This window comes from Ancylobacter tetraedralis, assembly GCF_014195655.1.
Classification (GTDB): Bacteria; Pseudomonadota; Alphaproteobacteria; order Rhizobiales; family Xanthobacteraceae; genus Ancylobacter; species Ancylobacter tetraedralis.
Genome location: NZ_JACICD010000002.1, coordinates 494,834 through 508,128, shown reverse-complemented (window position 1 = coordinate 508,128; position 13,295 = coordinate 494,834). Strand labels below are relative to the sequence as shown.

11 protein-coding genes are annotated in these 13,295 nt (G+C 68.5%); 2 read left to right on the top strand and 9 right to left on the bottom strand.

What is annotated here, in order from left to right; translation table 11 throughout:
- Positions 1 to 119: 119 nt before the first annotated feature.
- The 6 genes from FHS55_RS07675 to FHS55_RS07650 all read right to left on the bottom strand — a co-directional run bounded on the left by FHS55_RS07675 (position 120) and on the right by FHS55_RS07650 (position 7,389).
- Entirely contained in the window at positions 120 to 539 is a 420-nt protein-coding gene (locus tag FHS55_RS07675) for a ribulose bisphosphate carboxylase small subunit (RefSeq protein WP_183189095.1), read from the bottom strand.
- A gap of 115 nt (positions 540 to 654) precedes the next feature.
- The gene (locus FHS55_RS07670) at positions 655 to 2,124 is read right to left on the bottom strand and encodes a form I ribulose bisphosphate carboxylase large subunit (RefSeq protein WP_183189094.1); all 1,470 of its coding nucleotides are present in this window, start codon (positions 2,122 to 2,124) and stop codon (positions 655 to 657) included.
- A gap of 192 nt (positions 2,125 to 2,316) precedes the next feature.
- Positions 2,317 to 3,402 (bottom strand): class II fructose-bisphosphate aldolase, encoded by a 1,086-nt coding sequence (gene fba, locus FHS55_RS07665; protein WP_183189093.1) that lies wholly within the window; start codon positions 3,400 to 3,402, stop codon positions 2,317 to 2,319.
- Positions 3,403 to 3,419: 17 nt separating this feature from the next.
- Positions 3,420 to 5,375 carry a transketolase gene (gene tkt, locus FHS55_RS07660; protein WP_246339978.1) on the bottom strand — a complete coding sequence of 652 codons (1,956 nt, stop codon included), beginning with the start codon at positions 5,373 to 5,375 and terminating at the stop codon, positions 3,420 to 3,422.
- Between the two features lie 98 nt (positions 5,376 to 5,473).
- A complete protein-coding gene (locus tag FHS55_RS07655) occupies positions 5,474 to 6,349 on the bottom strand; it encodes a phosphoribulokinase (RefSeq protein ID WP_183189091.1) in 876 nt (291 codons plus the stop codon).
- Between the two features lie 14 nt (positions 6,350 to 6,363).
- Positions 6,364 to 7,389 carry a class 1 fructose-bisphosphatase gene (locus tag FHS55_RS07650; RefSeq protein WP_183189090.1) on the bottom strand — a complete coding sequence of 342 codons (1,026 nt, stop codon included), beginning with the start codon at positions 7,387 to 7,389 and terminating at the stop codon, positions 6,364 to 6,366.
- Between the two features lie 180 nt (positions 7,390 to 7,569).
- On the opposite strand from FHS55_RS07650, the gene FHS55_RS07645 reads away from it, so the two are divergent.
- The gene (locus tag FHS55_RS07645) at positions 7,570 to 8,496 is read left to right on the top strand and encodes a LysR family transcriptional regulator (protein ID WP_183189089.1); all 927 of its coding nucleotides are present in this window, start codon (positions 7,570 to 7,572) and stop codon (positions 8,494 to 8,496) included.
- Here FHS55_RS07645 and FHS55_RS07640 read toward each other — a convergent pair.
- Positions 8,471 to 9,442 (bottom strand): NAD-dependent epimerase/dehydratase family protein, encoded by a 972-nt coding sequence (locus FHS55_RS07640; protein ID WP_246339919.1) that lies wholly within the window; start codon positions 9,440 to 9,442, stop codon positions 8,471 to 8,473. The genes FHS55_RS07645 and FHS55_RS07640 overlap by 26 nt on opposite strands.
- 90 nt (positions 9,443 to 9,532) lie before the next feature.
- On the opposite strand from FHS55_RS07640, the gene FHS55_RS07635 reads away from it, so the two are divergent.
- A complete protein-coding gene (locus FHS55_RS07635) occupies positions 9,533 to 10,438 on the top strand; it encodes a LysR family transcriptional regulator (RefSeq protein WP_183189087.1) in 906 nt (301 codons plus the stop codon).
- Between the two features lie 58 nt (positions 10,439 to 10,496).
- Here the strand turns inward: FHS55_RS07635 and FHS55_RS07630 are convergent, their stop codons facing one another.
- Together FHS55_RS07630 and FHS55_RS07625 are read right to left on the bottom strand one after the other, a co-directional pair.
- A complete protein-coding gene (locus FHS55_RS07630) occupies positions 10,497 to 12,719 on the bottom strand; it encodes a xanthine dehydrogenase family protein molybdopterin-binding subunit (protein ID WP_183189086.1) in 2,223 nt (740 codons plus the stop codon).
- A gap of 5 nt (positions 12,720 to 12,724) precedes the next feature.
- Positions 12,725 to 13,183, bottom strand: a complete 459-nt coding sequence (locus FHS55_RS07625) for a (2Fe-2S)-binding protein (protein WP_183189085.1) — start codon at positions 13,181 to 13,183, stop codon at positions 12,725 to 12,727.
- Positions 13,184 to 13,295: the final 112 nt, after the last annotated feature.

Sequence of the window (13,295 nt, the reverse complement as noted above, 5' to 3'; positions counted from 1 at the left end):
CGGGGAGGAAACAGGTCGACCGCGATAGTTCCGTCGGGGGAGTAGAGGGAGACCGACGGATGGGGGAGCGTGTTCGCGGCGGACTGGCACCGCGCCGCGAAAACGCAGGAGGGATCCGCCTAGTAGCGCGCGCCCTCCGGGCGGTTCGCCGCATAGGCGCGGGTGGTGTAGCGGATCGAGCGGCCCTCGACCTCCTGCCGCTCCAGCGTGAAGCCGGGCTCGTCGGCGGGGCGGTCGGTGATGAAGGAGAGGCGCAGCGATTCCCAGGTATGGGTGGAATCGAAGGCGCTCACCCGGATGTAATGCTGGCCCTTGTGCGCCTTGCGGCACTCGTTCAGCTCGAACATGACGCCGGCGGCGTCGCGCACGTCGAACATGGGCTGGCCCCACAGCTCCCAATAGGAGTTGCGCGGGTGGGGATCGTCGGTGAACTCGATATTCACCGCCCAGCCATTGTCGATGCAGTACTGCACCTGGCGGGTGATCTGCTGGTCCGTGAGGTCCGGCAGGAAGGAGAAAGCTCCCTGGGTAAGGCGCATGGTGGTGTCTCGCTCTTCGTCCCGCGCGACCAGAGGCCGGGCCGGGATGGGGTTCCAAGGGCATCCCACGGTCCCGGATCGCGCTGCATGCGCGTCCGGGACGGCAAGGGACGGCTCACTCCGCGGCGGTGGCCTGCGGCACGAAGTCGGGCGTGTCGGTGGAGGTGTAGTTGAAGGTCACGTCCTTCCAGGTCTCCAGCGCCTGCTTCAGCGGCAGGCAGTGGCGGGCGGCCTGCTGCAGGATTTCCGGCCCCTCGTGCACGATGTCGCGGCCCTCGTTGCGGGCGAGGATCATGCATTCCAGCGCGACGCGGTTGGCGGTGGCGCCGGCCTGGATGCCCATGGGATGGCCGATCGTGCCGCCGCCGAACTGCAGCACCACGTCCTCGCCGAGCAGGTCGATGAGCTGGTGCATCTGGCCGGCATGGATGCCGCCGGAGGCCACCGGCATCAGCTTGCGGGTGGAGGCCCAGGGCTGGTCGAAGAAGATGCCGTGCGCGAGGTTCTGCGGCACGAAATCCTCTCGGCACAGGTCGTAATAGCCCCGGGTCGTGTGGGGGTCGCCCTCCAGCTTGCCGACCACGGTGCCCGCGTGAATGTGGTCGACACCGGCGAGGCGCATCCACTTGGTGATGACGCGGAACGACACGCCGTGGTTCTTCTGCCGCGTATAGGTGGAGTGGCCGGCACGGTGCAGATGCAGGATCATGTCATTGCGGCGCGCCCACTTCGCCATGGACTGGATCGCCGTGTAGCCGATGATCAGGTCGATCATCACGATGCTGGAGCCGAGGCTCTTGGCGAATTCGGCGCGCTCGTACATGTCCTCCATGGTGGCGGCGGTCACGTTGAGATAGGTGCCCTTGATCTCGCCGGTCTGCGCCTGCGCCTTGTTCACGGCCTCCATGCAGTAGAGGAAGCGGTCGCGCCAGTGCATGAAGGGCTGCGAGTTGATGTTCTCGTCGTCCTTGGTGAAGTCGAGCCCGCCCTTCAGCGCCTCATAGACCACGCGGCCATAGTTGCGGCCGGAGAGGCCGAGCTTGGGCTTCACCGTGGCGCCGAGCAGCGGCCGGCCGAACTTGTCGAGCCGCTCGCGCTCCACCACGATGCCGGTGGCCGGGCCGTCGAAGGTCTTCACATAGGCGACCGGCAGGCGCATGTCCTCGAGGCGCAGCGCCTTGAGCGGCTTGAAGCCGAACACATTGCCGATGATCGAGGCCGAGAGGTTGGCGATCGAGCCGTTCTCGAACAGGTCGAGATCATAGGCGATATAGGCAAACCACTGGCCCGGCGCGTTCGGCACCGGATCGACCCGGTAGCACTTGGCGCGGTACTTGTCGTGCGCGGTGAGGCGGTCGGTCCACACCACCGTCCAGGTCGCCGTGGAGCTCTCGCCCGCCACCGCCGCCGAGGCCTCGATCGGGTCGACGCCGTCCTGCGGGGTCACCCGGAACAGGGCGATGACGTCCGTGTCCTTGGGCTCGTAATCGGGCTCCCAGTAGCCCATCTTGCGGTATTCCATGACACCGGCACTGTAGCGGCTGCGCGGCGTCTCGGTGGCGGTGGTCTTGTCGATGGCGTTCATCGCTCTCGCTCCATTGTGAGGGCCGGGTACGGGCCCGCGCCGCTTAGCTTTGTCGGGAAGGCGCGGGGCGCATGGCCCCTCACCCCATCCCTCCGCCCCGGGGGCCGAAGGTGCCGGAGGCCTCCGCTCATCTCGGCCCGGCGGGGCGAGATCGGCCCGATGGGCCAGGCGAGGGAGAGCCCCGTGTGAAACTCATTCCGCCGCGGCGCGGGCGCCGCCGATCACTGGATCGAGCGCGCCCGAGGCATAGCGCTTGGCCATCGCCGCCAGCGGCAGGGGAGTGATCTTCGAGGCCTGTCCCGCCGTGCCAAACTGCTCGAAGCGCTCGCGGCACAGGTCGCGCATCGCGTCCATGGCGGGTTTCAGGAACTTGCGCGGGTCGAACTCGGAGACCGATCCGGTGGCGACCTTGCGAAACTGCGCGGTCATGGCGAGCCGGCAATCGGTATCGATATTGACCTTGCGCACCCCGTGCCGGATGCCGCGCACGATCTCCTCCACCGGCACGCCCCAGGTCTGGGGCATCTCGCCACCCGAGGCGTTGAACAGGTCCTGCAGCGCCTGCGGCACCGAGGAGGAGCCGTGCATGACCAGATGCACGTTCGGCAGCCGGCTATGGATTTCCTCGATCACATGCATGGCGAGGATGTCGCCATCCGGCTTGCGCGAGAACTTGTAGGCGCCGTGCGAGGTGCCCATGGCGATGGCGAGCGCGTCGACCCGGGTCGCGGCGACGAACTCGACCGCCTGGGCCGGATCGGTGAGCAATTGGTCGTGGCTCAGCGCGCCTTCCGCGCCGTGCCCGTCCTCCTGTTCGCCGGCCCCGCTCTCCAGCGAGCCGAGCACGCCGAGTTCGCCCTCGACCGAGGCGCCGACCCAGTGCGCGGCGTCGACCACGCGGCGGGTAATAGTGACGTTGTAGTCGTAATCCGCCGGCGTCCTGGCGTCCGCCTTGAGCGAGCCGTCCATCATGACCGAGGTAAAGCCGTGCTGGATGGCGGAGAGGCAGGTCGCCTCGTTGTTCCCGTGGTCCTGATGCATGCAGATCGGGATCGCCGGGTACATTTCGGTCAGCGCCTCGATCATGCGCGAGAGCATGACGTCGCCGGCATAGGAGCGCGCGCCGCGGCTTGCCTGCATGATGACGGGCGCGTCGACCGCGGAAGCCGCCTCCAGAATGGCGAGGCCCTGCTCCATGTTGTTGATGTTGAAGGCGGGGACGCCGTAGCCGTGCTCGGCGGCGTGGTCGAGCAGCTGGCGAAGGGTGATGCGGGCCATTGGGGTTCTCCTCAGGCTCAGGCGCAGGTGAGGATGTCGCAGACGGCGTCGACCACCCCTGCGGGCGTGATGCCGAAATGCTGGTAAAGCTCGGGTGCCGGCGCCGAGGCGCCGAAGCCGTTCATGCCGACGAAGCGGCCGCGTTCGCCGATCCAGCGGTCCCAGCCGAGCCGCGCGGCGGCCTCGACGGCGACGCGCGGGGCGGTGCCGAGCACCTGCCGGCGATAGTCCGCGCTCTGCGTCTCGAACAGTTCCCAGCACGGCATGGAGACCACGGCCGCATCGACATCGCGCAGCGCCAGCATGTCGGCCGCCCGGAAGGCGATCTCCACTTCCGACCCCGTGGCGAGCAGCGTCACGTCGCGCCGGCGCTTGGGCTTGCGCGCGACATAGGCGCCGTAGCCGGTGAGGTTCTCGTCCGTGTGCTCGGTGCGGAAGGTCGGCAGGTTCTGCCGCGACAGCGCCAGCACCGAGGGCGTGCCCTCCGCATGCAGGGCCAGCTGCCAGGCTTCCAGCGTCTCCACCGCGTCGGCGGGGCGGAACACGTGCAGGTTCGGCGTCGCCCGCAGCATGGCGAGATGCTCGACCGGCTGGTGCGTCGGCCCGTCCTCGCCGAGCCCGATGGAATCGTGGGTGAAGACATAGACCACCCGCTGGCCCATCAGCGCCGAGAGACGGATGCCGCCCCGCGCATAATCGGAGAACACCAGGAAGGTGCCGCCATACGGGATGAAGCCACCATGCAGCGCGAGCCCATTCATGACGGCGCTCATCGCGTGTTCGCGGATGCCGTAATGCACGTAGCGGCCGGCATAGTCGCCCGGCGCCACCGAGCCCAGCCCCTTGGTCAGGGTGAGGTTGGAGTGGGTCAGGTCGGCCGAGCCGCCCAAGGTCAGGTCGGTGGCGGCGTTGATGATGCCGAGCACCATTTCCGAGGCCTTGCGGCTGGCGACATTCGGCCGGGTTTCCGACAGCTCGCGCTTGTAGGCGGTGAGCTTCTCGTCGAAATCGGCCGGCAGTTCGCCCTCGATGCGCGCCTCGAACTCCGCGCGGCGGCCGGAGGCGGCGAGCCGTGTCTCCCAGTCTTCGCGCGCCGCCCGTCCGCGTGTCGCCACGCCCAGCCAGGCCGCGCGCACATTCTCGGGGATCTCGAAGGGCGGATGGCTCCAGCCGAGCCGTTGCCGTGCACCCTCGATTTCGGTGGCGCCGAGCGGGGCGCCGTGCGCGCCCTCGGTGCCGGCCTTGGTCGGCGCGCCGAAGCCGATCGTGGTGCGGCAGGCGATCAGGCTCGGCCGATCCGAGCGGCGCGCTTCAGCGATGGCGTCGACCACCGCGTGATAGGCGTGGCCATCGACCGAGGCGACATCCCAGCCGCTCGCGCGGAAGCGGGCGAGCTGGTCGGTCGAGGTGGAGAGCGTGGTGCGCCCGTCGATGGAGATGCCGTTATCGTCCCACAGCACGATGAGCTTGCCCAGCTTCAGGTGCCCGGCGAGGTCGATGGCTTCGTGGCTGATGCCCTCCATCAGGCAGCCATCGCCGGCGATGACATAGGTGTGGTGGTCGACGATCTCGTCGCCGAAGCGCGCGTTCATCATGCGCTCGGCGAGCGCCATGCCCACCGCCGTGGTCAGCCCCTGGCCGAGCGGGCCGGTGGTGGTCTCCACCCCGAACGTGTGGCCATATTCGGGGTGGCCGGCGGTCACGGCACCCAGCTGGCGGAAACGCTTGATCTCGTCGATCCCCATATCGGCATAGCCGATGAGATGGTGGATCGCGTAGAGCAGCATCGAGCCGTGCCCGGCCGAGAGGATGAAGCGGTCGCGGTCGGCCCAGTTGGGGCGCGAGGGATCGACCTTCATGAAGCGGGTGAACAGCGCGGTGGCGACATCGGCCATGCCCATCGGCATGCCGGGATGGCCGGACTTCGCGCGTTCCACCGCATCCATGGCGAGGGCGCGCAGGGCATTGGCCATGTCGACGTGAGCCTCTTCGACATCGAGGGCCGGCTCGCGGACAGCCGGGTCGCCAAAGGCCTGGTCGTTGGGTCGGTTGAGCATGGTGGTCTCCCGGCTCACGCGGCGCGCCGCTTCTTTTCGACGAGGTTGAGGATCATCGGCGTCAGGATCAGCTGCATCGCGATGTCGAGCTTGCCGCCCGGGATGACGATGGAGTTGGCGCGGGACATCCACGAGCCCTGGATCATCGAGAGCAGGTAGGGAAAATCGATGCCGCGCGGGCTCTTGAAGCGGATGACGACGATGGATTCGTCGGCCGTCGGGATCCAGCGCGCGATAAACGGGTTCGAGGTGTCGACCGTCGGCACGCGCTGGAAGTTGATGTCAGTGTGGGTGAATTGCGGGCAGATATAGTTCACGTAATCGGGCATGCGCCGCAGGATGGTGTCGGTCACCGCCTCCGTGGAATAGCCGCGATGCGAGCGGTCACGATGGATCTTCTGGATCCATTCGAGATTGATCACCGGGACCACGCCGATCTTCAGGTCGGCATAGCGCGCGACATCCACATTGCCGCTGATCACGGCGCCGTGCAGGCCCTCGTAGAACAACAGGTCGGTCGGGGTCGGGATCGGCTCCCAATCGGTGAAGGTGCCCGGCGGGCCGCCGAATTCCTCGGCCTCCTTGGCGTCGTGCACATAGTGGCGGGTCTTGCCCGAGCCGGTGCGGGAATAGGAGCGGAAGGTTTCCTCCAGCTCCTCGAACAGGTTCGAATCGGGGCCGAAATGGCTGTAATGGTGGTTTCCGCGCCCCGCCTCCTCGGCCATCCTCTCGCGCATGCCGGCGCGGTCGTAGCGATGGAAGGCATCGCCCTCGATATAGGCGGCGGTCACGTTCTCGCGGCGGAAGATCTGCTCGAAGATGCGCCGCACCGAGGTGGTGCCCGCGCCCGAGGAGCCGGTGACGGAAATGATGGGGTGATGGATCGACATCGCTTCCTCTCCCCTCAGGCGCGCAGCAGGCCGCGGCGGCCGAACAGCGGCGAACGCTCGGGCATGGCGCTGGAATCATGGTGGTAGCGGCCGATGCGCTCGACCTCGGCGCGCGAGCCGAACACCAGCGGCACGCGCTGGTGCAGATGGGTCGGCTGGAGGTCGAGGATGGACGTCACCCCATCGGTCGCCGCGCCCTGCGCCTGCTGCATGAGGAAGGCGACGGGGTTGGCCTCGTAGACCAGCCGCAACCGGCCGTGCGAATAGCCCTGCCGCGCGTCGCCGGGATAGAGATAGACGCCGCCGCGCATCAGGATGCGGTAGACGTCCGCCACCATCGAGGCGACCCAGCGCGTGTTGAAATCCTTGGCGCGCGGACCGTCAGTGCCGGCACGGCAATCCTCGACATAGCAGCGCACGGCGAAATCCCAGTGCCGCTCGTTCGAGCCGTTGATGGCGTATTCCGTCGTCTCGGGCTTCACGCTCACATTCGCTTCCGCCAGCAGGAAAGCGCCGGAGGCCGGATCGCGGACGAAGATCTGCGTGCCCTCGCCGACGGTGAGCACCAGCGAGGTCTGCGGCCCGTAGACCAGGAAGCCGGCCGCGAGCTGGCGGGCACCCGGCTGCAGCAGCGCGTCGGGCCCGGTATGGGGCAGGATGGAGAAGATGGTGCCGACGGTGAGATTGGCATCGATATTGGACGAGCCGTCCAGGGGATCGACCGCCACGGCGAGCGTGCCGGCGGGATCGAGGATTTCGGACGCCTCCGCCTCCTCCGAGCCGTATAGCGCGACCGGCGCCGTGCGCAGGGCGTCGCGGAGCAGCGTGTCGGCGATGACGTCCAGCTCCTTCTGGCTGTCGCCGTCCTCGTGATAGCCGCGCACCGTGGCCAGCGCGCCGGCCAGCGGACCGGCCGCCAGCAGTTCGGAAATCTTCAGGCCGGCATCGGCGAGCGCGTTGACGCTCGCGGCAATGTCGCGACGCAACGGATCGGTCTGCGACCACCGTGCGAGGTGATCGCTCAAGGTCGGGCGTATCATGGCGTTTCCCCAGTTATGGCGAGGGCTTGTGCCCTGTGGCGTGTCGTTTCCGTGAGCCTTCGAGCGGGGAACCCGAAGCGGCGGACGCCTCTTGTTGATCCGACACTGCCTGAGTTGTAGGCATAAGGAAATTCGAATATTCTTTGCGACACATTCAATTTAACTGAAGTGTAATGCCAGATGCGTAATGCCACGCTCAAGCAGCTGCGCGCCCTCGCGGCGGTCGTCGATACCGGCACCGTCACCGCCGCGGCCAAGCGCCTCAACGTCACGCCCCCGGCCGTGACGATGCAGATTCAGCAGTTGGAAGAGCATCTGGGGCTGCCGCTGCTCGACCGCGCGGGCGAGCGCTTCCAGCCGAGCGCGGCCGGGCGCGAGGTGATCGCCGCGGTCCTGCGCATCGAGCACGCGCTGGCCGATTGCGGCGCGGCGCTCGACGCGATGAAGGGGCTGAAGTCCGGCCATGTCTCGGTCGGGCTGGTGTCGACGGCGAAGTACTTCGTGCCCAATGCGCTCGGCGCCTTCGCGCGGCTGCATCCGGGCATCGACATCGCGCTGGTGGTGGGCAATCGCGAGGAGATGATCGCGGCGCTGCGCGGCGACGGGGTCGACCTCGCCATCATGGGCCGGCCGCCGGTCGATATCGAGGTCGACAAGAGCCTGATCGGCCCGCATCCCCACCTCATCATCGCCCCGGCCGACCACCCCCTGCTCGGCCGGCGCATCAAGGCGGCGGCGCTCGCCAGCGCGAACTTCCTCTCGCGCGAGCCGGGCTCGGGCACGCGCGGGCTGATGGAGCGGTTCTTTCAGGAATCGGGCATCGAGCCGCGAATCGTGATGGAAATCGGCTCCAACGAGACGATCAAGCAGGCGGTCATGGCGGGGCTGGGCCTTGCCTTCATCTCCGCCCACACCATTGCCGCCGAGGTCGCCGACGGGCGCCTCGCCACGCTGGACGTGGAGGGGCTGCCGGAGATCCGCCAATGGTTCGTGGTCAAGCGCTCGGCCAAGCGCCTCACCCCGCCGGCGGCGGCGCTGGTGGAGTTTCTCGCCCGTCGCGGGCCGGAATTCCTGCCGACCCTCAGCCCCGGGCCGCCGCCACGGTAGGGTCAGCGGCGAGACAGCCGAGCCCGATGAGCGTCGCCCGCACCGCCTCGTTGAGTGGCGTACGCGGCTCCTCCCCGAGGGTGGCGACCAGCCGGGCATTGTCGAGCCGCACCGGCGCGCGCCAGAGATAGGCCATCTCGCTCAGTTCGCGGAACAGCGGCACCACGGGGGAGGCGAGCCGCATCAGCATCCAGGGCAGTTTCTTCACCGGCATTTGCGGCGCGCCGAGCGCGGCGCGGATGGCGCCGATCATCGCCGTGCCGTCCTCATCCCACTGGCCATCCATGTGGAAGCGGGCGAAGGCCGGCAGGTCGTCGCGCTCGGCGAGGCGCGCCATGGTCTCGCCGACATCGGGAAGATAGGCCCATTGATGGCCGACGCCCGGCCGGCCGGGATAGGTGATGGCGCGCGGCCGGGTGCCCGCTTTCACCAGCGCCTGCCCGAACCAGTTATTGCCCGCGCGCGGGCCGAAATAATCACCCGCCCGCACGATGAGCGCGGTGATGTCGCCCACCGCCACGGCCATGGCCAGCCGCCGCTCCATCTCCGCCCGGATCGCTCCCTTGACGGTGAGCGGGCACTGCGGCGCCTCCTCGTCGACGAGCGGGAAAGCCTCCGGCCCGTAATTATAGACCGTGCCGGGCAGAAGCAGGCGCGCGCCGGTGCTGCGGGCGGCGGCCAGCGAATTGTCCAGCATGGGCAGCACCAGCCGGTTCCAGTGGCGATAGCCGGGCGGGTTGACGGCATGGACGATGAGCGCGGCGCCCTCGGCCGCGCGGCGCACATCGTCCGCCTCCAGCGCGTCGCCGCGCACCGGCTCGATGCCGTCGCCGTGCGCCCCGCCGCTGCGCGTCAGTGCCCGAACCCGCCAGCCGCGCCGCGCCAGGGCGAGCGTCACCTCGCCGCCAATGCCGCCCGCCGCGCCCACCACCAATGCCGTTCTCATGGAAACCTCCCTCATGTCGATGGGGGAGGATGACGCGGTTCGGAACTCCACGAAATTGCATAAAATTCTGGGTCTACTATACTTAAATGGATGAATACCGAGCCGGGCTGGGACCTCTATCGCAGCTTCCTCGCCGTGCTGGAGGAGGGATCGCTCTCCGGCGCGGCACGTCGGCTTGGCCTGACCCAGCCGACAATGGCGCGCCATCTCGATGCGCTGGAAGGGGCGATCGGCGCGCAGCTTTTCCTGCGCACGCAGCGTGGCCTCGCCCCGACCGAGGCAGCACTGGAGCTGCGCCCCTATGCGCGCGCGCTCGCCGCCACTTCGGCGGCGCTGCTGCGCACGGCCTCCGCGCGGGCGGGCGAGGTGCGCGGCACGGTGCGGCTCACCGCCTCGGACGTGGTGGGCGCCGAGCACCTGCCGCCGATCCTCGCGCGGCTGCGAGCGGATCATCCCGGGCTGGTGATCGAGCTGGTGCTGTCCAACACGGTGGAGAACGTGCTGGAGCGCGCGGCCGACATCGCCGTGCGCATGGTCGAGCCGACGCAGGACGCGCTGCTGGCGCAACGCCTGCCGCCTTTGCGGGTGGGCCTGCACGCGCATCGCCGCTATCTCGCGCGCAAGGGCCTGCCGACCAGCCTCGAGGATCTCGCCGGCCACGACCTGATCGGCTTCGACCGGGAGACGCCGGCCATCCGCGCCGCGCTGCAGCTTTTCCCGATGCTGGCGCGCGGCGCCTATGCGCTGCGCACCGACAGCGACCTCGCCCAGCTCGCGGCGATCCGCGCCGGCTTCGGCATCGGCATCTGCCAGCAGGCAATCGCGCGGCGCGACCCCGATCTCGTCCCCGTGCTGGCAGAGGCGTTTGGGCTGGATTTGCCGGTGTGGATCGTCATGCACGAGGATCTCAAGGCAAGCGCGCGCTACCGCGCGGTGTTCGATGCGCTGGTGGAGGGGCTGCGGGCGGTGGTTGCCGGCCCATCCGCCGCGCCATGAAAAAGGCCGGCTTGCGCCGGCCTTTCCGTTGTCGATGCCGGCTCTCCGAGGCGAGGGCCTACGCCTTGAAGTCTTCCAGCTTGAACGGCAACGAGCGCAGCCGCTGGCCGGTGGCGTCAAAAATGGCGTTGGACAGTGCCGGAGCGACGCCCGGCACGCCGGGCTCGCCGATGCCGGTCGGCGCGTTGGCGGAGGGCACGACATGCACCTCCACAACCGGCATTTCGGACATGCGCAGCGGGATGTAGCTGTCGAAATTCGCCTGCTCCACCACGCCCTTGTCCATCGTGATCTCGTCATGCAGCGCCGCCCCGAGCCCGAAGCCGACGCCGCCTTCGATCTGCGCGGCGATGACGTCCGGGTTGATGGCGATGCCGCAATCCACGGCGCAGACCACCTTGTCGACCTTGATCTTGCCATCGACCACCGAGACGTCGATCACGCTGCCGACCACGGTGTTGAAGCTCTCATGCAGAGCGATGCCGCGCCCCTTGCCGGGCCCCGCCTTGGGGCCCCAATTGGCCTTTTCCGCCAGCAGCTTCAGCACGGCGGCATGGCGCGGCTTGTCCTTCAGCAGTTCGAAGCGCAGCGCCACCGGGTCGCGGCCGGCGGCATGGGCCAGTTCGTCGATCATCACCTCCACCACCTGCGCGGTGTGGGTGTGGCCGACCGATCGCCACCAGAGCGTGGGCACGCCCACCTTTGTGGTGTGGAGGTCCACCGCGAAGTCGGGAATGGCGTAGTTGGTATCCGCCGCCCCCTCCACCGAGGTGCCGTCGACGCCTTCCTTGACGATGAAGGATTCGAACGGCGTGCCGATGATGAAGGACTGGCCGACGATCTGCTGCTGCCAGCCGGCGATCTTGCCGTCGGCGGTCAGGCCGGCCCGCACCGTGTGGTAGAACATGGGGCGGTAATAGCCGCCCTTGATGTCGTCCTCGCGGGTCCAGACGAGATGGACCGGCGCCTTGCCGTCAATGGCCTTGAGGATGGTGGCGGCCTCGGCGACATAGTCGGCGGGGATGTTGGCGCGCCGTCCGAACGAGCCGCCGGCCCACAGCGTCTCGATCTTCACCTGCTCGGGCTTCAGCCCCAGTACGCCCGCCGTTACCGCCTGCTCGATGGTCTGGAACTGCGAGCCGGTCCAGATGGTGACGCCGTCCGCGGTCTTCTCGATCACGCAGTTGAGCGGCTCCATCGGCGCGTGGGCGAGATAGGGGAAGGCGAACTCGGCCTCGATCACCTTGGCCGCGCCGGCCAGCCCCTTGGCCGCGTCGCCCCTGCGGGCGGCGGGCGTGCCGCCGGGCGCGGCGGCGAGCTTCTTGTATTCGGCCATCAGTTCGGGCGTGCCGCGCATCTCCGCGCCGCTCTCGTCCCATTCGATGGCGGTGAGCGCGTCGCGGCCCTGGGTCGCCGCCCAGGTGTTCTGCGCCAGCACGGCGATGCCGTTCGGCACCGCGACGACATCGACCACGCCAGGCACCTTTTTGGCGGCGGCCGCATCGAAACTCTTCACCTTGGCGCCGAAGCGGTCGGGACGGCGAATGAGCGCGGTGAGCATGCCCGGACGACGGATGTCGAGCGCATAGACCGCCTTGCCGTCGGTCTTGTCGGCGGAATCGAGGCGCGGCAGGCGGGTGCCGATCAGCCGGAAGTCCTTCGGGTCCTTCAGCGTCACGTCCTTGGGCACCGGCTGCTTGGCTGCCGCCAGAGCGAAGGCGCCGAACGGTGCGCTGTGGCTGCCGCTGGTCATCACACCCTTGTTGATGGTGATGCTGCCCGCCGGCACTTTCCACTGCTCGGCGGCGGCGGCGACCAGCATGTGGCGCGCGGCGGCGCCGGCCTTGCGCAGCTGTTCCCAGCTATTGGCGATGGAGGTCGAGCCGCCCGTGCCCTGGATGGGGCCGAACAGCAGGTTGTTGTAGAGCTGCGCGTCGGCCGGCGCGAAGGCCGCGCGCATCTGGCTCCAGTCGGCGTCGAGTTCCTCGGCGACGATGGTGGTGAGGCCGGTGGTGGTGCCCTGGCCCATGTCGAGATGCTTGATCAGTACCGTGACGGTGCTGTCGGGGGCGATGCGCACGAAGGCATTGGGCATCGGCCCGTCGGCCATCGCGGCGGCGAGGCTCTCGGAGGGGCCGAGATGAACCCCGATGACCAGCGCGCCGGAAATCGCCGCCGCGGCCTTCAGGAATCCGCGGCGCGAAGGGGCGTCGAGCGTGGCGGACGCGGGAGCGAGGCGCTCAAGCATCCGTGCATAGTCGGCCGGCTGGATGTTGTGCATGGCGCTCACGCGAGGTTGGAGGCAGCTTCGTGAATGGCGGCGCGGATGCGCTGATAGGTGGCGCAGCGGCACACATTGCCGTCCATCGCCGCGTCGATGTCGTCGTCGGTCGGCTTGCGGTTCTCGCTGAGCAGGCCGACGGCCGACATGATCTGGCCGGACTGGCAGTAGCCGCACTGCACCACGTCGAGCTTGCGCCACGCCGCGACCACGGCCTCGCCCACCTTGCCGGTGCCGGCGACGCCTTCGATGGTGGTGACGTGCTTGCCCTCGACGTCGGACAGGAACGTCTGGCACGAGCGCACGGGGGCTCCGTCCAGATGCACCGTGCAGGCACCGCACAGCGCCGCGCCGCAGCCGAACTTGGTGCCGGTGAGACCGACGACGTCGCGGATCGCCCACAAGAGCGGCATGTTGCCGTCGGCGTCGATCGTCCGCTCGGTTCCGTTGAGTGTGAATTTCATGAGAAGCCCTCTCCTCGGGAATGAGGAGGCGCAGCAAATGCGGCCGCCTCTCGCTTCCCGGTGCGAGGAGGGCGGCCTTTTCCTAGCGCTCCGGGCGGCAGGCTAGGATATC